This window comes from Phaeacidiphilus oryzae TH49 (assembly GCF_000744815.1).
Taxonomy (GTDB): domain Bacteria; phylum Actinomycetota; class Actinomycetes; order Streptomycetales; family Streptomycetaceae; genus Phaeacidiphilus; species Phaeacidiphilus oryzae.
This window is the reverse complement of record NZ_JQMQ01000005.1, coordinates 1,520,950-1,543,237: the sequence shown is the minus strand read 5'-3', so window position 1 is coordinate 1,543,237 and position 22,288 is coordinate 1,520,950. Positions and strand designations below refer to the sequence as shown.

Sequence of the window (22,288 nt, the reverse complement as noted above, 5' to 3'; positions counted from 1 at the left end):
GGTTCGCTTTCACCACGGAATGGTCCGGCCGAGGTAGTCCAGATACTCCAGGCCGGGCCTTTCCCTCTTCTCCAGAAGCACATTCACCAGATTGGGCACGCTCTCCTCGATCGTGAGCCGCGCATCCGGCCCGCCGAGTTCCGTCCGCACCCATCCCGGCGCCATCAGCACGAACGCCCGGCCATCGTGGCCGGCCTCCGACTGCCGCACGGCGAAGCTGCGCATGAACATGTTGAGGGCGGCCTTGCTGCCGCGGTAGACCTCGCGCAGCGCCGTCCTGTTGTTGGTGATGCTGCCCTGCCCGGAGGACATCGCGCCGATCAGCCCGTCCGGGGTCACCAGGCCCTCAAGGGCCTCGACCACGCGCATCGGGCTGAGCGCGTTGGTCACCATGACCTGCGTGAAGTCCTCCGCCGAGACCAGTCCGATCGGGGTCTGCTCGTTGTTGGTGGTCCCCGCGTTCATGAACAGGATGTCGAAGACCCGCCCGGCCAGCCGCTCCCGCAGGGCGGCGAGCTGCTCGGGCGCGTTGATGTCGAGGATCTCGATTCCGACCCGGCCGGGCCATTCCTCGGCGAGCGCGTGGAGAGGCGTCCGCTCGGATCCGGCCCGGACGGTTCCGGTGACATCCCAACCCTTCTTCAGGAATTCCGCGGCCATGGCATGGCCGAGTCCGCGCGAGGCCCCGACGATCAGAATGCTCGGGGCCGCATTCCCGGCTTCGCTTGCTTTGCTCGATGAATTCGATGGCATGACTCGAATGCTAGGATCTAGAGCGCGCTCTAGATCAAGCCGAGTGCGTCCGGGACGAACCGAGAGACAGGGAACGGCGTGATGTCGGCACCCGAGGCCGTACCCACCGGAGAGGCCGTGACCATCGGCGAGGCCGCCCGCCGCACCGGCGTCAGCGTCCACACCCTCCGCTACTACGAGCGCACCGGCCTGATGGCCGCCTCCCCGCACCGCACCAGCGGCGGCAGCCGCCGCTACTCCGCGGCGGACCTCAAGTGGATCTCCATGTGCACCAAGCTGCGCGCCACCGGGATGCCGATCGACCTCATCCGCCAGTACGCGGAGCTGGTCCGGGCCGGTGAGGGCAACGAGGCAGAGCGGCTGGAACTGCTCGAGTCCCACCGCGAGCAGGTCGCCGCCGAGATCGCCACGCTCACCGAGAACCTCGGGCTGATCGACCACAAGATCGACACCTACCGCCGCCGCCTCGCCGAGGGCACCGCCCACGGCCTCTGGACCACCCCGCGCACGCCCTGAGGGCCTGCTCGGCGCGCGCCGCTCAGCGTGCTCGGTGCGTTCGGGCCCCCTCGGCGACCTCAGCGCGCGAAAAGGGCGCCTCCCCACGAGGGGGGAGACGCCCTTCGAGCGAACGGCCAGACCAGGCCGGGCCGGCCGACGATCCGGCCGACCGTCCGGGCCGGCCGACCGGCCGTCCTGGCCGACCGACCGTCCGGGCCGGCGGGCCGTCCGTCCGGGCCCACCGACCGTCCGGGCCGGCAGGCCGGCAGGCCGGCAGGCCGACCGGCCGACGCAGCGTCAGCCGGCCCGCCCGCCCCGGCTCACTTCCGCTTCAGCTCGAACCGGTCCAGCTCCATGACCTTCGCCCAGGCCGCCGCGAAGTCCTTGACGAACTTCTCCTTGGCGTCGTCGGCCGCGTAGACCTCGGCCACCGCCCGCAGCTCGGAGTTGGCGCCGAAGACCAGGTCCACCCGGCTGCCGGTCCACTTCAGCTCGCCGCTCGCCCGGTCGCGACCCTCGAACGCGCTGCCGTCCTCGGCGACCGGCTTCCACTCCGTGCCCATGTCGATCAGGTTGGCGAAGAAGTCGTTGCTCAGCACGCCCGGGCGGTCGGTGAAGACGCCCTGCTTGGACTGCTGGTGGTTGGCGCCCAGCACGCGCAGGCCGCCGACCAGCACGGTCATCTCGGGGGCGCTCAGCGTCAGCAGGTTGGCCCGGTCCAGCAGCAGGTACTCGGCCGGCAGCCGGTTCGCCTTGCCGAGGTAGTTGCGGAACCCGTCCGCGCCCGGCTCCAGAGCCGCGAACGACTCGGCGTCGGTCTGCTCCTCCGAGGCGTCCGTACGGCCCGGGGTGAACCGCACGTCGACCTGGACGCCGCCGTCCTTGGCGGCCTTCTCCACGGCGGCGTTGCCGGCCAGCACGATCAGGTCGGCCAGCGAGATCTTCTTCCCGCCGGAGGCCGACGAGTTGAACTGCGCCTGGATCCCCTCCAGGGTGCGCAGCACGGTCGCCAGCTGGTCCGGGTCGTTGACCTCCCAGCTGCGCATCGGCTCCAGGCGGATCCGGGCGCCGTTGGCGCCGCCGCGCTTGTCGCTGCCGCGGAAGGACGAGGCCGAGGCCCAGGCCGCCGAGACCAGCTGGGACACCGTCAGGCCGGAGTCCAGCACCTGCTGCTTCAGCGCCGCCACGTCCGCCGCGTCCACCAGCGGGTGGTCGACGGCGGGCAGCGGGTCCTGCCAGATCTGCACCTCGTCCGGGACCTCCGGGCCGAGGTAGCGGGCGATCGGGCCCATGTCGCGGTGGGTCAGCTTGTACCAGGCGCGGGCGAAGGCGTCCTTCAGCTCCTCCGGGTGCTCCAGCCAGCGGCGCGAGATCTGCTCGTAGATCGGGTCGAACCGCATCGAGAGGTCGGTGGTGAGCATCGAGGGGTGGCGGCGCGCGGCGGGGTCGTGCGGGTCCGGGACGGTGCCGTCGCCGGCGCCGTCCTTCGGCCGCCACTGGTTGGCGCCCGCCGGGCTCTGGTAGAGCTCCCAGTCGTACTTGAAGAGGGTCTCCAGGAAGCTGTTGTCCCACTGGGTCGGGGTCGGGGTCCAGATCACCTCCAGGCCGGAGGTGATGGTGTCGTTGCCCGATCCGGTGCCGAAGCTGTTCTTCCAGCCGAGGCCCTGGTCCTCCAGCGGGGCCGCCTCCGGCTCCGGGCCGACGTGGGAGTCGGGGGCCGCGCCGTGGGTCTTGCCGAACGTGTGGCCGCCGATGATGAGGGCGGCGGTCTCCTCGTCGTTCATCGCCATCCGGCGGAAGGTCTCGCGGATGTCGCGGGCCGCGGCGACCGGGTCCGGATTGCCGTTGGGGCCCTCCGGGTTGACGTAGATGAGGCCCATCTGGACGGCGCCGAGGGGCTCCTCGAGCTCGCGGTCGCCGCTGTAGCGCTGGTCGTCAAGCCAGGTGGTCTCGGGACCCCAGTAGACGTCCTCGTCCGGCTCCCACACGTCCTCGCGGCCGCCGGCGTAGCCGAAGGTGTCGAAGCCCATCGACTCCAGGGCGACGTTGCCGGCCAGGATCAGCAGGTCGGCCCAGGAGAGCTTGCGGCCGTACTTCTTCTTCACCGGCCAGAGGAGGCGGCGGGCCTTGTCCAGGCTGACGTTGTCCGGCCAGCTGTTCAGCGGGGCGAAGCGCTGCTGGCCGGCGCCGGCGCCGCCGCGGCCGTCGGTGATCCGGTAGGTGCCGGCGCTGTGCCAGGCCATCCGGATGATCAGCGGGCCGTAGTGGCCGAAGTCCGCGGGCCACCAGTCCTGAGAGGTCGTCAGGACCTCTTCGATGTCCCGCTTGACGGCCGGGAGGTCGAGGGACTCGAACTCCTTGGCGTAGTCGAAGTCCTCGCCCATGGGGTTGGCCACGGCCGGGTTCTTGGCAAGGATCTTCAGATTGAGGCGCTCGGGCCACCACTGGCTGTTGCCGCCGCCCTGCGGGGGCGTGAGGGCACGTCCGTGCGCAACCGGGCAGCCACCTGCGGCGTTCGCATCTACGTTCTCAGACATGGGCATCCTTCCGGACCTGGTGGATCACGGTGCACAGGTACCGCGGGCGGGGAGCCGCCGAGGGGCGCCGACCGGTGCCGACCGGTGCAGACCGGTGCCGGTCGCCGCCGATCTCCGCCGTCCCGGCGCCGTCCCGCCCCTTGGCTCTCGCCGGAGCCGATCCTACGATGGACAGAGTCTAAGTCAAGATGTAAGCCAAGCCCGTATCCCATCGGAGTGAATCCGTCCCGTACCGCCCACCGCCCCACCGAACAGGCGTACAAGCGAACAGGCGAACAGGTGATCCGACATGAGTGACCTGCTGCAACGGCTTCGCGCGCGCGGCTGGCGGATGACCTCCCAGCGGCGCGTCGTCGCAGAGGTCCTGGACGGCGAGCACGTCCACCTCACCGCGGAGGAGGTGCACGCCCGCGCGACCGCCCGGCTGCCGGAGATCGCCCGGGCGACCGTCTACAACACCCTCGGCGAACTGGTCGCCATCGGCGAGGTCGTCGAGGTCTCGACGGACGGCCGCGCCAAGCGCTACGACCCCAACGCCCGCCGCCCGCACGAGCATCTGGTCTGCTCCCGCTGCGGAACGATCCGGGACGTCCACCCCACCGGCGACCCGCTGGCCGCGCTGCCGCCCTCCGAGCGCTTCGGCTTCACCGTCACCACCGCGGAGATCACCTACCGCGGCCTCTGCCCCGACTGCGCCGCGAAGGGCGACCGCCCGTGAAGATCACCCTCACCTTCGACAACGGCCCCACCCCGGAGACCACCCCCCAGGTCCTGGACGCCCTGGCCGCCCACTCCGTCCGGGCCACCTTCTTCCTGGTCGCCGACCGCCTCCGGGACCCGGCGGCCCGCGAACTCGCCGCCCGCGCCGCCTCGGCCGGCCACTGGATCGGCAACCACACCCTCACCCACACCGTCCAGTTCGGCGACGCCCCCGGCGACCCCGAACTGGTGGCCCGCGAGATCGCCGATGCCCAGCACCTCATCGGCGACCTCGCCGCCGGAACCCCCGAGCTCCTCTTCCGCCCGTACGCGGGCGGCGGCATCCTCGACCGCCGCGTCTTCGGCAGCGCCGCCCTCGACCACCTCCGCCGGCACGAGTACACCTGCGTCCTGTGGAACTCCCTGCCCCACGACTGGGACGACCCGGAGGGCTGGGTCGACCGCCTCCTCGCCGACGCGGCCGCCCCCGACTCCCGCGACTGGAGCCTGGTCGTCCTCCACGACCTCCCGACCGGCGCGATGGACCACCTCCCGCGCCTCCTCGACGAGCTCTCCCGCCGCGGCGCCGACCTGGTCCAGGACTTCCCCCCGAGCTGCCTCCCCCTCCGCCCCGGCCACCCCGACCTCCCCCTCGCCCACCTCACCGCCGACTGACACCGCCGACCGCCGATCACCGGGGGTGCGTACAACCACCCCCCGAAGTGCGGTATTGTTTTCCCCGTCGCCGGGCAACCGGCCGACAGGCCAACCGCCGCAAGGCAACCGGCCTCGGGACGTGGCGCAGCTTGGTAGCGCACTTGACTGGGGGTCAAGGGGTCGCAGGTTCAAATCCTGTCGTCCCGACAGCCGAAAGGCCCGTCGGATCAGGGAGTTAAATCCCAGGTCCACGGGCCTTTTGTAGTTCTCGGAGCCGATCACTTCACGACGCGCAGATGCCTCGGCCGCTCCGCCTTGGGGACCACCTGGGGACCAGGCGCCTCCCGAGCGCGCGCGAGATGCGGCTCAGCGCCTCTCCGGCCAGCTCGATCGACCGCAGGTCGGGGTGCAGATAGCGCTGCGTCGTGGCGATCGACCCATGCCCGGCGATCTTCTGCAAGACGTGCAGCGGAACGCCGGCATCGGCCATCCACGTCAGCCCGGTATGCCGCGGATCGTGCCGCCGCAGGTACTCGTACCCGAGCGTGACCACGACCTCATCCCAGTGGGTGGCGTCCCGCAGGACCGCCGTGGTGATCCGTCCGCCGCGCGGCCCGGTGAACAGCCGCGCCATCGGATCAGAGCCCACCGAGTCGAGGCGCTGTTCCACCAGCGGCCGGATCGCCGGGATCAGCGGGATCTTGCGGCGCCGCTTGCCCTTGGTCCCCTTGTCGCGCAGTCCGCCGGGGCCAGGGGCGGTCTGTCGGCACGAAGATCACCGAGGACCGGGACGAACTGCTCGCGTTCTACGACCTCCCCGCCGAGCACTGGATCCACCTGCGGACCACCAACCCGATCGAGTCGACCTTCTCCACGGCCAAGCTCCGCACCACGGTCACGCGAGGCGCAGGCAGCCCCGCGGCCGCGCTCGCGAGGGTGCTCAAGCTGGTCGAGTCCGTCCAGGCGCGATGGCGTGCGTTCACCGGAGCCCCCCTGGTGTCCCTGGTCCGCGCCGGCGCACGATGGGAGGACGGCGTCCTGGTCGAGCGCGAGGAGCAGGCCGCATGAACCTCCACGAGATCGTGCAGAACCCGGACGAGCACGTCCGCTTCGCGGCCTACCTCGAAAGGCTGGAGCAGGTCGCCGAGAGAGACGAGGTCGACCTGGTCAGCCGCGTGCTCACCGATCCGGACCAGACGATGGCCCAGTCCGCCGTGCTGCGGCACCTGGACCGTCGCGCCGGCGACCTCTACCCCGGCCCCGCCTACCAGGGGTGGGCACAGGCGATGGGCCAGGCCGCGTTCGGCCACCCTTTCCTGGGCCAGCGCCTGCGGGAGTGGTCACTCTTCCGCGCCGTCACGCTCAAGCTTCCCTGGCAGCCGGACGACCTGCTCACATCATCCAACTGGCTCCAGCTCAAGACGGCCGCCGGGTCGAACACCGAGGCCATCGAGACCAAGAGCTGAAAACAACTCACCCACAACTCCTGGCTATTGCTCCTTGTGGACCAGGCCTACCGGTTCTTCGGCGAGAGCTCTCAGTGCCTGCAGGCGGCTGTCGCAGAGTGGGCCCGCACCGGCCTCGGCCCCGTGCGCGATGGTCTGAGCCTGCTCCACGATGCAGGGGCGGACCAGGACGATGGCAAGGACGAAGACCTGGAGGTCGGGATGCGTCCGGGAACCGCAGCGGTGCTGCACCTCGCCCTGGCCGAACTTGCCGGCGAGGCCTGGGCCGAGATCCAGCGGCCGGTCGGCGAGCCCACGCCGCTGTTCGCCTCGCTTCCGCGCATCATCCAAGGGCGGGACCGCGAGTGGCTTCGGCAGTTCGCCCGCTGCTTTGAGGATCTGGCCGCGGACTTGGAAGCCGAGGGCTGGGTGGAGCCGCGCTGTACCGGCGAGGAGATGGCCCTGCATCTGGCCATCGATTGCGCCGAGCAGCTTGCCAAGTGCCGGCCCTACGCGGTCCAAGACGCCATCTCCTCGCTGTCCCAACACCGGAGTGACTTCGACTCGGGAATGTGCTCGGACATCCTGTTCGAGGACCACGACGTGCTGATGCTCTACGTTTCACTGGCTGGACGGCGTCGTCAGGAAGGTCTCTGCCCCTGGAAGGAGGCCTGGTGGCGGGTGCCCTCCCAGGGGCAGGGATTGTGCCTCGTTGTTAGAGGTAGTTGTTGATGTCGGTGCGTCCGGTGACGGTCCAGTTCTTGGTGGGGCGGGTGAGGCCGCCGTCGCCGCTCGGGTCGGCGGTCATCGTCAAGGCAGATTGAGTTCCGCTGCCGTAGTCGTAGAAGAGGACGAGGTCGCTCTTGCCGTCGCCGTTGGTGTCGGCGGGGACGAGGGCGGTGGTGGCGCCGCCGAAGGTGGTGGATTCGTAGCGGCGGACGCTGGTCCCGAGGCCGCCGTCGCCGTTGGCGTGGGCGGTGAGGGTGAACATGGCGACGTGGGCGGACTGGTCGGTGTAGTGGTACATCAGCGCCACATCCGAGCGGCCGTCGCCGTTGAAGTCGCCGGCGGTCATGAAGGCGGTGTTCGGGCCCCAGTCGGGGCTGTCCCACAGGCCGGTGGGGGTTCCCAGGCCGCCGTCGCCGCTCGAGTCCGCGGTCATGGACAGCAGGGCGACGTGGTAGTTGGAGTTGTCGGTGTAGTTGTAGAAGAGGACCAGGTCGCTCTTGCCGTCGCCGTTGAGGTCGCCGGCGGCCAGGTAGCGGGTGTTGGGGCCGAAGGTGGTGGACTCGTAGCGCTTGACGGGGGCGGTGTCGGTGAAGCCGCCGTCGCCGTTGGCGTCGGCGGTCATGGTGAAGACGGCGACGTGGGAGCCGGCGTCGTCGCTGTAGTGGTAGAAGATCGCCAGGTCGCTCTTGCCGTCGCCGTTGAAGTCGCCGGCGGTGAAGAACTGGCTGCCGGAGCCGAAGCCGGTGCTGTGCCAGATGGTGGCCGGGGCGGCGTAGCCGCCGTCGCCGGAGGCGTGCGCGTACATCACGCCGATCGCGGTCTCGCTGCTGGTGTTGGGGTACTTGCACAGCAGGGCGACGTCGCTCTTGCCGTCGCCGTTGAAGTCCCCGTTCGTGGCCAGGACGGTGCCTGGGCACCAGCTGGAGGAGGCGAGCTTGACCGCCGGGGCGCTCAGCGCGCCGGTGCCGTCGGCGGTGGAGGTGTAGAGGGCGCCGCCGGTGGTGGTGAAGGCGGTGCCGTCGTCGCCGTTGGCGGTCGGCTGCAGGTGTGGGGTGGCGGTGTGCGGGATCGCCAAGCCCTCGACGGAGAGCTGGTGTTCGCCCCAGCCGGGGGACTGGATCTGCTCGATGGCGTTGGTGGTGCTGGTGGGGTCGAACTCGGTGGCGTCGGCGGTGGCGGCGCCCTTCTGGGTGATCAGGGCACCGTCGCGGGTGACGGCGGCGAGGTCGGGGTGGCCGTCGCCGTCCAGGTCGCCGACGGAGAAGACCAGGGGGTAGGCGTCGGGGGTGTAGTTGGTGCCGATCTGGGTGCCGGAGCCGAGGGTGACTGAGCCGCCGGAGAGGTGGGCGGGGAAGGCGTAGACGTTGCCGGTGGAGTTGGTGCGTGCCCAGATCGCGGCGACTCCACCGTCGCTGGTGGTGTTGCCGGGGGCGATGAGGGTGTAGCGGTCCCAGTTGAGGGAGGGCATGAGGCGCTGGGGGGTGTTGAAGGAGTCGGAGGCGTTGCCGGGGAAGAGCCACAGCTGGCCGCCGTTCTCCTGGGTGACCAGGTCGGGCCAGCCGTCGCCGGTCATGTCGCCGACGGCCAGGAGGTGCTCGACCGAGGACCAGGGATGGTCGCCGGTGGAGTCGGTGGTGCCGGTGGCGTAGCCGTCGCAGCTGCCGTCGGTGGCGGTGCACGTGGGACGGGCCACACTCTTGATCATCTTGGTGGGGGCGAAGTACTCGTAGGTGGCCGGTTCCGCGGCACCGGTCGGGTCGGTGTTCTCGAACAGGGCGAGCTGCCCGGAGGTGTTCAGCGCCCACAGGTCATCGACGCGGTTGTTGGTGGTGCTGTGGTCGGGGCCGCTTCGGTGGACGTACTGGGCGTTCGCCCACGTGCTGGTGCCGTTTGCGGAGTTGGGGCCGTCGATGGCGGAGGAGGCGAGCACCGGGGTGGCGTCGCCGGTGGTGAGGGTGGTGGGGTAGGAGCGCAGGGCGCCGTCGATGGACTGGGCGAGGATGTCGGGGTGGCCATCGCCCGTGAGGTCGCCGGGGGGGACGTTGGTGGTGGAGTTCCAGGGGAGGTAGAAGGTGTAGCACTCGGTGGCGCTGCGGTTGCCGGCGGCGTCCACGGCGTCGATCCAGACCGTGTTGGTTCCCCAGTTGGAGAAGCCGGACAGGCTGAGGGAGGCGGTATAGGCGCCGCCGCCGGTGGAGGTGGCGGTGATGTGGGTGCCACCGTCGTCATCCAGGGTGCTGGCGTCGTTGGTCGCGTAGGAGAAGTGGGTGACCCCGCTCCAGTTGTAGCCGGTCTCGGCGTCGCTCGGCTTGTCGCTGGCGTTCAGGCTGAGGGCGACGCTGGGATGGGCCGGGTCGAGGTTGGCGCCCTTGATGCAGGTGCCGTCGTCGATCGCGTTGCCGTTGAGCTGGAAGGCGCTGGGTGCGTGGGCGTCGTAGAGGAAGTGGCAGACGGTACCGGTGTCGGAGTGGGCAATGCCGTCGTCCGCGCGCAGGAACCAGCCGTATTCGTGGCCGTCGGTCAGGTCGCTGATCGGTATGGATTTGGTGGCGGTGCCGCCGGAGGTGATCCAGCCGTTGTCCGCGTTGGAGTCCAAGGTGCCGCTGGGCACGCTGGTGGTGCCGCCCAGGGAGATGACCGCGGGGGTTCCGGAGGCGGTGTTGTCCCACAGCGCGAACTGGCCGCGCACCAGCTGGCCGGCACCCGCGTCGGCGTCCTTGACCGGCGCGCGCAGGGTGACGGCGCCGCCGGAGCCGCCCGAGCTGATCCAGCCGAACGTGGAGGAGTCCGTGCTGCAGCCGGGGCCGGCGGGGGCGGTGGAGTTGGGCACGGTGGACATGCCGGTCGGCACGTCGGGAATGGTGTCGTAGGTGTAGACGAGGGTGGCGGTCTTGGCGAAGCGCTTGAAGGCGTCTGCGTTGGCCTCGCTGCCCACCAGTTCCAGGGTGACCACGCCGTCGCCGTCGCTGGATAGCGCGGAGGTGACGTTGAAGTTGGTGGCGGTCGCGCCGGCGCAGCCGGTGTTGTAGGCGCCGCCGATGGACTGGGTGTCCAGGTAGGTGGCCATGGCGTCGTGGAAGTTGTTCCACGTGGTCGAGACGCCGATGTGGGAGGCCATGCTGTAGGCCTTCACGTCGTAGGCGGTGCAGTCGAATTTCGCGACGTAGGTCTCGTCCACGTCCAGCGTCGCGGAGTGGATGACCTTGGGGTCGATCCAGGTGCCCACGTTGAACTGGTAGAAGCTGCGCTCGACGCCCTTGGGGTCTTCGTAGCCCTGGTAGCCGACGCCGATGCCGTGGGCGTCGTAGGTGGTGTCGGCGTCCCAGTTGGAGGTATCAGGGGCGCCGGACTGGATGTAGGTGTAGTGCGCGGCGCTGGTCGACCCGTCCACCCAGGTCGGGGTGTAGCTGGGGTCGATGTAGACCGGGTAGGTGGTGGAGGAGCCGGTCAGCAGCCCCTGGTCCGGGGTGAGTTGGAGAGTGCCGGAGTCGACGTGCACGGCCACCGGTGCCACCTGGTCGCCGGGCGCGGGCGCAGGGGCGTCGGTGCTGTCGCTCGTGGTGTCGGAGGTGGCGGCGAGGAACGCGGACCGGGTGGTGCTCGCCTGACTTGTGCTGCTGGAGTCCCACATCAGCGGGGCGGGGGAGTGCAGGGCCACCGCCCCGTCGGGGGTGGTGCCGGTGAGGTTGCCGGCGCTGTCCGCGCCCAGCGTCATGCCGTCGGTGGTGGTGGAGAAGGTGAGGGTGCTTAGCGCTGGATTCTGTGCGGCGGCCGCGGTGCGCACGATGATGGTGTCGGTGAAGCCGCCTTGGGCGTTGGCGGTCACCGACAGGTCGGTGTCCGGCAGAACGTCGGGGTACAGGGCGGTGGCCCCGGTGACGGTGGGCACCGGCAGTGTGGTGGGCCAGTTGAAAGCGATCTTGTGGCCGTCGTTGTCGATGGAGGCCAGGGCCCCACTCCCGCCGTTTGACAGGGTGAGCGCGGCGGTGCTGGCGGCCGGGGACCACGAGCCGTCGCTGTTCTGGTGCAGGGCCGCATCCAGCGGCGTCCAGGTTCCATTGCGTTGCACGCGCTGCGGTTGGGCCGTGGTCGAGCGGGTGAACGTCCCGTCGGGTTGAGCCAGGAGCGTGGAGAAGGCGTCGGTGGCGGCGTCCACTGTGACGGGCGCGCCGCTGCTGCGGGCCTGCGCGGAGGCGGCGATCTCGGCCTGCTGCAGGGCGCCCGGAGAGGCGGCGGCGGGCGGGAGCGGCACGCTCGGGGTGTCCTCCGCATGAGCTGGCGGCATGGAGATGCCGAAAAGGCCTGTGGCGAGGATTCCTGCGATCAGTGCCCCGAGGGCGCGGCTGCGGGGCCATGTGCGTGTGCGTGGGGTGTGGGTCACGGCAGCCGCTTCTCCTCCTGGGCGGACGGGGTCACGCGGGACGCTAGCTCCTGCCGGGCGCGCGGCACAAGCACAAACCCCATGCTGAGCAGGCATTCTGACGTGCAATCAGGGACTGATGCGGCACATGGACCAAAGGGAACTTCGCGGCCTTTTCGGGTTCGTATGTGGGCTAACTGACGCGGTCACAACATCCTTTGCCTGGGCTTTGCCATGTAAGAGACCGGTGAGCCTTATCCTCATCGCCGACTGTGATCTCTTACTTACCGAGCGCGGGAGCCGATGTGATACCCCGTCATCACCGCAGCGCACGCTGGCGATCGCTGCTCAGCAGCGCCGCAGCACTATCGGTGATCTCCGTGCTGCTCACCGCCGGACCGGCGGCCGCCGTGCACCGCCCGAAGTTGTGGTCGCCGGGGCCGCTGCCCGCCCAGACCTCGGTCGCAGTCCACAAGGCCACCCCGACCCCCGGCCCGCGCTCGCAGCCGGCAGCGCTGCGCGCGGCCTTGGCGGCCAAGCAGCCCAAGGACACCGGCCCGTCCGCCGTGCACTGGCCCGGTGCGGCCGCCGCCGACCTACACCTCGCCGGCACCCCCCACACCCCCTACCTGGCGACCCGCTCGGCCACGACCGGCCCGCTCAGCGCCCCGGCACTCGCCGCCGCGGCACCGGCGCACACCGCCGCGGTGCCGTTGACGGTGGCCCCGGCCGGCCAGCTCACCGGCAACCTCCTGCCACCGGGCAAGTCCACGAACGCCGCGCGGGCGGCCGACCAGGCGGCGGCCACCCCGCAGGCCGTGCACGTCGCGGTCGCCTCCCGCAGCGCCAGCCACGCCTCCGGCATCGACGGACTGCTCGTCTCCCTCTCGCGCACCGACGCATCCCGGGCACCCGAGCGCGTCTCGGTCGCCCTGGACTACTCCGGCATTCAGGACGCTTACGGCGGCGGTTACGCCGACCGGCTGCACCTGACCGCCTATCCCTCCTGCCTGCTGACCACCCCCGCCAAGGCCGCCTGCCGTGTGGGCACCCCGGTCGCCGCCTCGGCCAACGACCTGGCGCACCACCGCCTGGTCGCCGACCTCACCCTGCCCGCCACCACCGCGCCGCTCACCCTCCCGGACGCCGCCACCCCGGGCACAAGGACTACCGCGGCGAACAACAACGTCGTGGTCCTCACCTCCACCGCAGACGCCTCCGGCACCTCCGGCGACTACAAGGCCTCCACGCTGGCCTCCTCATCCAAGTGGGACACCAGCGGCGCCACCGGCGCCTTCACCTACACCTACCCGATCACCGTGCCACCGGCCCCCGGCGGCTCGGCCCCCGAGCTCGCCTTGTCCTACAACTCTCAGGCTGCGGACGGGCGCACCTCGCAGACCAACAACCAAGGCTCCTGGGCCGGCGATTCCTGGACCCTGTGGCCCGGGCAGATCACCCGTTCCTACCGCACTTGCGCTGACGACGGGGAAGCCAGCGCGAATCAGGAGCAGTGCTGGGCCGGTGACAACGCCACCATCAGCCTCAACGGCGAAACTCACGACCTCGTCCCAGCCGGCGATAACAAGTGGAAGTTCGCCGATGATGACGGCTCCGTTGTGCAGGAGCTCTCCGGCGCCAGCAACGGCCTGAACAATGGCACCTACTGGCAGCTGACCGATCGTGCCGGAAACACCTTCGTCTTCGGCGCCGACCACCTTCCCACCGGCCTGGGCGGCAATGGCAAGGACACTTCGACGGCCTCCGCCTGGGGTGCCCCCGTCTACGGCAACAACTCAGGCGAGCCGTGCAACGCCTCCACCCTGGACGCCTCCTGGTGCACTCAGGGCTGGCAATGGAACCTCGACTTCTCTGTGGACGCCCACGGCAACCTGACCGTCTACCACTACGCCACGGAGACCAACTACTACGGCCGCGGGAGCACCCACACCCCCACCGCTTACACCCGCGGCGGCGCCCTCACCTCGATAACCTACGGCCAGAAGGCCACCGACTACCTCGCCGGCACCTCGGCCCCGGACAAGGTCACCTTCACTCGGGCGGCCGAGGGCCGCTGCGACCCCGCCGGCTTCACCTGTTCCGGCGCCACCCTGAGCAGCTCCAATGCCTCCCACTGGCCCGACGTCCCCTATGACCAGAACTGCGGCTCGAGTTCCTGCTCCCACTACGCGCCCAGCTTCTGGACCAACGACCGGCTGACCACCATCGCCACCAGTGTGTGGGACACGTCCCTGTCCACGCCCGGCTACCGCACCGTGGACAGCTACGCGCTCAAGAACCAGGACTTCCCCAACCCAGCCGACGGCACCACGGGCGTGAACAACTCCGTCTCACCGAAGGCGATGTGGCTTGATTCGATCCAGCACACCGGCGCCGACACCGGCGCCGGCGGAGCAGCCGTACTGGAGAACCCGGTCACCTTCAAGGGCGCCTTCTACCCCAACCGCGTCCCCGGACTGAGCGAACCCGCAGTCACCCCACTCAGCCGGCAGCGCCTGACGTCCATTACGAACGAGTCCGGCGCCGTTACCGCCGTCACTTATCAGAACGACACCTGCTCGCGCACCAGCCCACCGAGCGAGGACAAGGACGCCACCACCTGCTACCCGGTGCGCTGGACCCCGCCCGGATACAGCGACCCCATCCTCGACTGGTTCAACAAATACCTGGTCGGCGAGGTCGACGTCTCCGACAACACCACCACCAACTCCCCTCCCCAGGTGTCCAAGTACGACTACTCGGCCGGCACCGCGGCCTGGCACCACGACGACGACGAGATCACCGCCGCCAAGTACCGCACCTGGGATCAGTGGCGCGGCTACTCCCAGGTCACCACCCGAACCGGCGCCGGCACCGACCCCGTCACCAAATCCATCACCTGGTACCTGCAGGGCATGGACGGCGACCTGAACGCCGACGGGAGTCACAAGAGCGCCTCGGTCACCCCGGCCCACGGCGCGGCGATCACCGACAAGGACCCCTGGGCCGACACCGCGTACCAGACCACCACCTACGAGCACGATGGCGGCTACGCCCGCCAGCGCACCATCACCATTCCCTGGCTCTCGAGCGCCACCGCCACCCATGCCCGCGGCGGTAACCTCCCCGACCAGGTCGCCTACCACACTGGGACCGCCGCCGAGTACAAGATGGGCTGGATCACCGGCTCCACCTGGCGTACCTCCGCGGTCCTGACCACCAACGACGACGCAACCGGCCTGCCCACCGCCGTTGACGACCGCGGCGAAGTCGATGCCAACGACACCCCTGTCGGCAACTCCACCCCCGAGAAGTGCACCCGCACCACCTACGCCGGTAACAGCGCCGGAACCATCGCCGGCCTACCAGCCGAGGTCGTCGCCGTTAGCGGTGACTGCACCACCAAGGCGGACGCTGCCCACACCCTCACCGACACCAAGACCTTCTACGACGGCTCCACCACCCTCGGTACCGTCCCCGACAACGGTGCAGGCGACGCCACCTCGACCATGAGTCTGAAGGACTGGAACGGCGCCGGCGGAACGGCCGAATGGACCACCTCCGCCAAGACCTCCTACGACTCCTACGGCAGACCTACGTCCGCCACCGATGCGATGGGTCGCACCACGCAGACCACCTACCTGCCTACTGGCACCAAGTACCTGCCGATCAGCATCCAGACCACCAACCCCAAGGGCTGGAACGCCACCGACACCCTGGACGTGGCCCGCGGACTGACCACTAAGTCCGTGGACGTCAACGGCACACCGTCCACCGCGACCTACGACGGCCTCGGCCGGCTGACCGCCGACTGGCTCCCCGGGCACCCCCAGTCCACATATAGCGCCGCCCCGAGCTCCCGCTACACCTACTCGGTCTCCAACACCGGCCCTTCGTGGGTGGAAACCGAGACGCTACGCGACGACTTCACCTACCGCCCCGACTACACGATCTACGACTCTTTCCTGCAGCAGCGCCAGGAACAGAGCATACCTCCCGACGGCAGCACCGCCGCCCGCCTGATCAGCGACACCATGTACGACTCGCACGGCCAGACCGTGATGAGCGACCAGCCCTACTTCAGCCAGGGCACCGCCCCGAGCCCCGACTTCGTTCTACCCGTGGACGCCGCCATCCCCGGCGAGACCTTCACCACCTACGACGGCATGGGCCGCACCACCAGCTCCACCTTCAAGACCGGCGACGGCACCAACCAGACCACCCAATGGGCGACCACCACCGCCTATCCCAGCACCGCGGAGACGGACGTCACCCCGCCCGCCGGCGGCACCCCCACGGCCACGCTGACCGATGCCCGCGGCAACACCGTCGAGCTGCGCCAGTTCCATGGCGCCGCCCCCACCGGCGCCTACGACTCCACCACCTACGCCTACGACGCACTCGGCCGCCAGGCCAAGGTCACCGACTCCAGCGGCAACACCTGGACCACCAGCTACGACGCCCTCGGCGACAAGGTCAAGACCACCGACCCGGACACCGGCACCACCCTCACCGCCTACGACGACGACAAGGAACCCACCAAGACCACCGACGCCCGCCACGCCCCCTCCGGCGGCATCACCACCACCTACGACACCCTCGGCCGTCCCACCGACACCACCGCCACCTCCGCGGACGGCATTACCACGACCAAGCTGACCCACACCGACTACGACCCCACCGGCGCCCTCGGCCAGGTCGCCGCCACCACCAGCTACGACACCGCCGGCCGCGCCTGGAAGAACACCATCACCGGCTACACCCCCGACTACCTCACCACCGGCAACACCCTCACCGTCCCGGCCGGCGCCGCCGGCAACAGCAGTGACCTCACCTACACCACCGGCAACACCTACCGCACCGTCACCCGCCAGCCCGACCAGACCACTCTCCCCGCCATCGGCCCCATGCCCGCCGAAACCGTCGGCTACCAATACAACGAGGACGGCCTCCCAGTCGTCATGGGCGGCAAGGACGCCTACGTCGCCTGGCTCGACTACACCCACCTCGGCCAACCCCTGCGCGCCAGCATGGGCGTGGACCCCACCACCATCGCCGAGACCTACACCTACGAGCCCTACACCCAGCGCCTGATGGGCACCCAGCTGCAAATGCAGACCGGCACCACCACGGTCGAGGACACCAGCTACACCTACGACCAGGCCGGCGACATCACCTCCACCACCGACATCCAAGACGGCGGCGGAAGCGCCAAGACCGACACCCAGTGCTACACCTACGACTACCTCGGCCGCCTCACCCAGGCCTGGACCGACACCGGCGGCACCACCACCGCCCCCGACCCCTCCATCAAGGCCCTCGGCAGCTGCACCCACACGACCCCCCAGGCCTCCAACCTCGGCGGACCCTCCCCCTACTGGCAGTCCTACACCTACGACGCCACAGGCAACCGCACCAGCGAGACCGATCACTCACCCACCGGCGACACCAGCCAGGACGCCACCACCACCGAGACCTACCCCGCCGCCGGCGCCCCCCAGCCGCACGCCGTCACCTCCACCAGCACCGGCGGCAACACCGGCGGCGCCCAGACCTTCAACTACGACGCCACCGGCAACACCACCGAGATCACCCAGGCCGCCGGCACCAAGCTCCTCGCCTCCGGCGCCACCATCGCCTCCGGCCACTCCGTCACCTCCAACACCGCCCGCCTGTCCATGCAGGCCGACGGCAACCTCGTCCTGTACTCCCTGCAGTCCGGACAGGCCATCTGGTCCTCCAACACCGCAGGCCACCCCGGCGCGAGCGCCGCCATGCAGACCGACGGCAACTTCACCGTCAAGGACACCGACGGCACCATCCTGTGGTCCACCGGAACCAGCAGCCCCGGCGCCATCGCCAAGGTCCAGGACGACCACAACTTCACCCTCTACGACACCACCGGAAACTCCCTGTGGTCCAGCGGCACCTACTCCGCCTCCTCCGCCTCCAACGACGCCGTCTTCACCTACGACGACCTCGGCCGCCTCGCCACCCTCACCCAGGGCAGCACCAAGACCACCTACACCTACGACGCCGCCGGCGACCTCATCGCCCGCAACCGCGCCGGCGCCACCACCCTCTACCTCGGCACCGACGAACTCGTCCTCGGCTCCACCGGCCTCGCCCACTCCGACACCCGCTACTACTCCCTGCCCGGCGCGCCCACCGCCATCCGCACCGCCACCACCAGCACCAGCAGCTCCCTCAGCTTCGAATACACCGACCCCCACGGCACCGGCACCACCGACATCTCCGCGGACAACAAGACCGTCCAGCGCCGCATGTACACCCCCTTCGGGACCGACCGCTCCCCTGGCGGCAACCCCACCACCTGGCCCGGCAGCAAGGGCTACGTCGGCGGCACCGCCGACACCATCACCGGCCTGACCAACCTCGGCGCCCGCGAATACTCACCCGCCCTCGGTCGCTTCCTCACCACCGACCCCGTCCAGGCCCTAAGTGACCCGCAGCAATGGAACGGCTACGCCTACGCCGACGACGATCCGGTCAACGAGTCAGACCCCTCCGGCTTGTGCCCGCGGGACCTCTGTGACGGCTATGGGCAAAACCCCTTGTCTGCCGAGGGGAGGAAAAACGCGCCCCGCGGAACCGTCTACGGACACCCATCAGACCATCACGGAAGCGCGGACAACTCGCCTAGCTGTACCAGCTCCATCCCGGGATGCCCAGGATATGAGCCACCGCAGCCAAAGATGCTCAAGGTCGCCAAGCGGGTCTACGTCGACTCCGGCTGGGGGAAGGCGGCCCAGTTCGCACGCGCCTACCAGGACTACACCCATCAATGGTGCTCCTCCGACTACGGAAAGGCCAGCTGTCCGTACACGAGCGCACAAGGACCGGACGACTACCAGCGCCTCTATACGATCATGATGGCCTGCAGCGAGATCGGCGGATGTCCAAAATCCGTCTTCGCCTTCACCAGCCTCACGACTGCCGGAATTCGAGAAGGCCTGGCCGTCGGAGGCAAGGACGGTATCCGCAGTGATGGCGAAGAAGGCGGATTCGGCTGTAGCTTTGCTCCCACGACACCCGTCCTCATGGCCGACGGAAAGAAAAAGCCGATCGGTAAGATAAAACCCGGTGACAAGGTCGAAGCCGCCGACCCTGACACCGGAAAAGATACGGGTGGACGCGCCGTCGAACATGTCTGGATCAACCACGACCACGATCTCCTCAACCTGACCCTAAAGACAGGGCAGGGGCACATCGCCACCCTCAAGACCACCGCCAATCATCCCTTCTACGACCAGACCGCCCACACCTGGATAGCCGCCGGCAAACTCACCCCCGGTCACCACCTCGCCACCACCGCAGGTCACGCCGCCTCCGTCCTTGCCGTCACCTCCACCCGCGGAACCGCCGACCGCGACAACCTCACCGTCCAGCAACTCCACACGTACTATGTTGTGGCGGGCGGCACGCCAATCCTGGTGCACAACTCAAACGGCTCATGTCGCCTGTGGCCGAACTTGGAAAAGGATGACCCCATCCACCCGATGACTCCGACGCCCATCGGCGATCTCAAGAACGCCACAGGTAGGTTTATCTACGTACTTATGGAAAATGGTGATTTGCGCGTCACTCGCCTGGGCGGCCAGTACGGGCACATCGACCTGGCTCAGGGAGATGACGTGGCTGCCGCCGGTGAGTTCAAGCTATACAATGGGCGTCTCAAGGAAATGGATAACCGCTCAGGTCACTATCAGCCCTCAGGGCCGGACCCGCGCATGGCGGCCGAAGAAGCGTTTAGTCAGGCAGGATTCGACGTCGGCCCAAATACATACAGGGAGCGCTGGTAGATCGCCGTGCGATCGTGAAGGAGGGAGCAGCGGTGGAATCGGATGCAGCAGAATCGCAGTCAGGGCCGGAGATCAGCTCTTTGATTGCAAGGTTTGAGGATATTTCACGCGTCCTGGATGCCACTAATTCAACGCTAAGCATTGATCCGATGCTGGCGGAGCTCGCACGGGAGCTGGAGGTGGCAGGTGAACTTGAAAAGGTCAAGCCTGCAGTTCTCTGGGTCTTGCGTTCCAGCGATTGCTCTGCAGCTGTCGAGATTGTTCAATTCCTGGCATTTCGATTCAGATGGCAGTGGTTGAAGATCGGCGTTGAGGAGGCCCTTCTCGATGCGACCGAGCGGCGGGATTTGAGAGCAGCGAGGGCCTTCGAGGTGATGCTTGAGGCGTTCAGTGATGATTGGGAAGATATCGATCTATTCCCGTCGCTAGCGAACTGAAGCCCAGTGATTCGCCCGGGGGAATCTGCGTATTGAAATGCCAGTGGCCCCGCCGGAGTGATGCTCCGGCGGGGCCACTGGGGCGTCTGACGGCAGTAGTTGACGGCCACGTCAGCGGACGGGTGTTGCATGAAGCGGCGGGTCGTCGCCGTGGTCGGGCTCGGCGGCGGTCTCGGACAAGTTGCCAAGGGCATGTCCGAGGAGGTCGATGGCTTGGCGCTGGAGGCGGAGTCGGACGTGGGCGTACACGGTCGCGGTCACGCCGATGTGGGCGTGGCCCAGGAGCTCCTTGATGACGACGAGCTCGACGCCCTGCTCCAGGAGGAGGGTCGCGGTTGAGTGCCTCAGGTCGTGGAACCGGATCGGCCGCAGGCGGGCGTCGCGGAGCAGGGCGTTGAAGTGCCGGGTGAGGGTGGCGGGTTCGATCGGGTGTCCGACCGGCAGCGTGAAGACGTACCCACTGAGTGCCCTCGCGATGACGGGGCCGGGGCTTGGAGGACGAGCTGGCGGATTGCGGAGGTCCTGCCGCGCTGCGGTGGGACGCCGATCTCACGCAGGTGGACTTGGAGGCTGACTGGGTTCATCGTCTGTCCGGGCTGACGGCCGGGGAAGAGCCACTGCGGTTATCACGACAACACCACCACCCCCCTGGTCACCGAAGCCGGCGGAACCTGGAGCCGATACGCGCCCGGCGACCACACACGGTGAACTACGACGACGCTCCCTCACTCGGGGAACGAAAAGCCCAGCTCACGCGGGCGGGGCAAGCACGCTGCGAGGCACTGCTCCACCGAAGCAGCGTCGGTTCGCACGAGGACGTCCTCACGCAACGGGGCCCCGCTGGCGACGAAGGTCCAAGGCTTGCGCCTCTCTGCCATCCGCTCCGCATCGGCCTTGAACAGCACCGTCACGCCCTGTTCAGCCAGTGCTTCCATGATCGCGACAACGTCCACCACCAGTCTCCCCCTTCTGAAGTGCTTCGATCGCGCATCCGGACGAACATACCTACTCCAGGCCGGACCTTGGACACTGTCCTCATCACCCATAGTGAGCAACTGCGGCGATCCGAGCTGGAATACGCGACACTTCAACATGCGAGCCCACCAGTCCCGAGGCCATTGAGGCCCGCGGGTTCAGGAAAACCGAAGTCTGTTCAGCGGGAAAACGCGGGTCGGTCCGTGTGCATCAGCTCCGCGGATCCGTGGGTTCGGCGGGAACCGTGGGGTGGGCCGCGAGGCGGCGGGCTTCGGCGGTGACCTCGGCATCGACCTCGTCCACGGTTCTGACGCCGTATTCGAGGATGTCGTACTCGTCGTCGAGTTCAGCGAGGCGCTCGGTCAGGGGCATCTCATGTCCGTGGCGCTGGTGAATCCGGAAGGTGAACTCCCGAGGGGTGAGCTCTCCGGCGAGCATGCGGCGTGCGAGGGCTCGGGCGACGGCTTCCTGACCGGCCTCGCTGCCGACCGGATAGAAGGCGAGGCCGAGTTCGTGGAGTGCTGCGGGAAGCAAGTCGTGGACGTCGTAGTCCGCCTCGGCGCGCGTGCAGGCGGCGAGGATGCGAAGGCCGGGGGTGTCGAGTCCGGCGACGAGCGCATCGCAGGCTGCATGGACGACATCGCTCGCGCGGATTTCTCCCATGCTCCAGAGAGCGGCATGGTCCTGGAGAGCGATCGCTGCGGCTTCGGTCGGCGTCACTCGTCCATGATTCCCTTCACGGTGCGTCCAGGTCGAGCAGATTTCATAGACGGTGCTGTTCAGCGGTCTGGTCCAGCAGGGCTCGTGCGGAGTCCGCGTAGCGCATCGCTGTCTTCTCGTCGAGCCCGAAGACCTCGGCGAGATGCAGTGGGTCAGGCCCGTGGGTCAGGGACTCTTCGAGCTGCCGGTCAACGCGGAGCCGTTCGAGGGTGGCGTCCTGTCCCCGCAGCGGCGGACTGATCCAGTGGTTGCTGGCCCGGCTGGTTGTGTTGGCGGTCTGGTTGTTGACCAGCAGGTGGGGGCTCGCGGTGCTGAGCCACCGACGGCACCGGTAGTGCAGCCACTCCACCATGAGCTTCAGAGTGAGGTCGTCGAGAGGCCGGGCGCGTCCAGCAACGGCCAGTCGGCGGTTGCCGAGGTCAACGTCGTGGAGCATGAGGGCGGCAAACTGGGCTGGTCGTAGCACTTCGACCACTTCAGCAGGGCCTGTCGGACCTGGGAGGGAGAGCCAAACCGTGCCCTCCCGTCGCGGGAGACTGCGGGGGCCGCCATCGCGCAGGACGCGGGTCCAGCGCTCGGCTTCCGAGCGGATGCCGGGTGCGAGTCCTTCCGGGCGCTCGGTGAGCCAGCGTTCGAAGGGACGGCGTTCGAAGGG

14 protein-coding genes, 1 tRNA gene and 2 pseudogenes are annotated in these 22,288 nt (G+C 68.8%); 9 read left to right on the top strand and 8 right to left on the bottom strand.

Annotated features, from left to right (window positions below):
- Nucleotides 1-9: 9 nt before the first annotated feature.
- Nucleotides 10-753: an SDR family oxidoreductase gene (locus tag BS73_RS11195; RefSeq protein WP_037571491.1), complete on the bottom strand. Its 744-nt coding sequence runs from the start codon at nt 751-753 to the stop codon at nt 10-12.
- An 81-nt stretch (nt 754-834) separates the two neighbouring features.
- Here BS73_RS11195 and BS73_RS11190 point away from each other — a divergent pair, with 81 nt between their 5' ends.
- Nucleotides 835-1,269 carry a MerR family transcriptional regulator gene (locus BS73_RS11190; RefSeq protein ID WP_037571490.1) on the top strand — a complete coding sequence of 145 codons (435 nt, stop codon included), beginning with the start codon at nt 835-837 and terminating at the stop codon, nt 1,267-1,269.
- Between the two features lie 302 nt (nt 1,270-1,571).
- Here BS73_RS11190 and katG read toward each other — a convergent pair whose 3' ends face one another.
- Nucleotides 1,572-3,788, bottom strand: coding sequence for a catalase/peroxidase HPI (katG, locus tag BS73_RS11185; RefSeq protein WP_037571489.1), 2,217 nt, complete (start codon nt 3,786-3,788; stop codon nt 1,572-1,574).
- Between the two features lie 289 nt (nt 3,789-4,077).
- On the opposite strand from katG, the gene BS73_RS11180 reads away from it, so the two are divergent.
- The 3 genes from BS73_RS11180 (at nt 4,078) to BS73_RS11170 (ending at nt 5,351) form a co-directional block, all read left to right on the top strand.
- Nucleotides 4,078-4,506, top strand: a complete 429-nt coding sequence (locus tag BS73_RS11180) for a Fur family transcriptional regulator (RefSeq protein ID WP_037571487.1) — start codon at nt 4,078-4,080, stop codon at nt 4,504-4,506.
- Nucleotides 4,503-5,162: a polysaccharide deacetylase family protein gene (locus BS73_RS11175; protein ID WP_037571485.1), complete on the top strand. Its 660-nt coding sequence runs from the start codon at nt 4,503-4,505 to the stop codon at nt 5,160-5,162. The genes BS73_RS11180 and BS73_RS11175 overlap by 4 nt, the downstream gene beginning before the upstream one ends.
- A gap of 115 nt (nt 5,163-5,277) precedes the next feature.
- Nucleotides 5,278-5,351 (top strand) — tRNA-Pro (locus BS73_RS11170).
- A gap of 76 nt (nt 5,352-5,427) precedes the next feature.
- On the opposite strand, the gene BS73_RS11165 is transcribed toward BS73_RS11170, so the two are convergent.
- Nucleotides 5,428-5,814, bottom strand: a complete 387-nt coding sequence (locus BS73_RS11165; RefSeq protein WP_235215371.1) for a tyrosine-type recombinase/integrase — start codon at nt 5,812-5,814, stop codon at nt 5,428-5,430.
- 101 nt (nt 5,815-5,915) lie between these two features.
- Between BS73_RS11165 and BS73_RS11160 the strand changes: the two are divergent.
- From BS73_RS11160 to BS73_RS34580, 3 genes and pseudogenes are all read left to right on the top strand, one after another.
- Nucleotides 5,916-6,212: pseudogene (locus tag BS73_RS11160) on the top strand (transposase); the annotation flags it as partial.
- Nucleotides 6,209-6,610 carry a hypothetical protein gene (locus tag BS73_RS11155; RefSeq protein WP_051939811.1) on the top strand — a complete coding sequence of 134 codons (402 nt, stop codon included), beginning with the start codon at nt 6,209-6,211 and terminating at the stop codon, nt 6,608-6,610. The pseudogene BS73_RS11160 and the gene BS73_RS11155, both read left to right, overlap by 4 nt.
- Nucleotides 6,611-6,646: 36 nt before the next feature.
- Nucleotides 6,647-7,321 carry a hypothetical protein gene (locus BS73_RS34580; RefSeq protein WP_152617579.1) on the top strand — a complete coding sequence of 225 codons (675 nt, stop codon included), beginning with the start codon at nt 6,647-6,649 and terminating at the stop codon, nt 7,319-7,321.
- On the opposite strand, the gene BS73_RS11145 is transcribed toward BS73_RS34580, so the two are convergent.
- Nucleotides 7,305-11,570 carry an FG-GAP repeat domain-containing protein gene (locus tag BS73_RS11145; RefSeq protein WP_037571482.1) on the bottom strand — a complete coding sequence of 1,422 codons (4,266 nt, stop codon included), beginning with the start codon at nt 11,568-11,570 and terminating at the stop codon, nt 7,305-7,307. The two genes, BS73_RS34580 and BS73_RS11145, sit on opposite strands and share 17 nt — an antisense overlap.
- Before the next feature lie 479 nt (nt 11,571-12,049).
- Here BS73_RS11145 and BS73_RS40320 point away from each other — a divergent pair, with 479 nt between their 5' ends.
- Both BS73_RS40320 and BS73_RS11135 read left to right on the top strand, forming a co-directional pair.
- A complete protein-coding gene (locus tag BS73_RS40320) occupies nt 12,050-19,501 on the top strand; it encodes a polymorphic toxin-type HINT domain-containing protein (protein WP_037571481.1) in 7,452 nt (2,483 codons plus the stop codon).
- A gap of 32 nt (nt 19,502-19,533) precedes the next feature.
- A complete protein-coding gene (locus tag BS73_RS11135; protein WP_152617578.1) occupies nt 19,534-19,938 on the top strand; it encodes a hypothetical protein in 405 nt (134 codons plus the stop codon).
- Between the two features lie 111 nt (nt 19,939-20,049).
- On the opposite strand, the pseudogene BS73_RS36045 reads toward BS73_RS11135, so the two are convergent.
- The 4 genes and pseudogenes from BS73_RS36045 to BS73_RS39415 form a co-directional block, all read right to left on the bottom strand.
- A pseudogene (locus BS73_RS36045) lies at nt 20,050-20,400 on the bottom strand (tyrosine-type recombinase/integrase); the annotation flags it as partial.
- Nucleotides 20,401-20,663: 263 nt separating this feature from the next.
- Nucleotides 20,664-20,894: a hypothetical protein gene (locus BS73_RS11125; RefSeq protein ID WP_235215370.1), complete on the bottom strand. Its 231-nt coding sequence runs from the start codon at nt 20,892-20,894 to the stop codon at nt 20,664-20,666.
- Nucleotides 20,895-21,123: 229 nt separating this feature from the next.
- The gene (locus BS73_RS11120) at nt 21,124-21,633 is read right to left on the bottom strand and encodes a hypothetical protein (protein ID WP_037571476.1); all 510 of its coding nucleotides are present in this window, start codon (nt 21,631-21,633) and stop codon (nt 21,124-21,126) included.
- A 43-nt stretch (nt 21,634-21,676) separates the two neighbouring features.
- Nucleotides 21,677-22,069, bottom strand: coding sequence for a hypothetical protein (locus tag BS73_RS39415; RefSeq protein ID WP_051939809.1), 393 nt, complete (start codon nt 22,067-22,069; stop codon nt 21,677-21,679).
- Nucleotides 22,070-22,288: the final 219 nt, after the last annotated feature.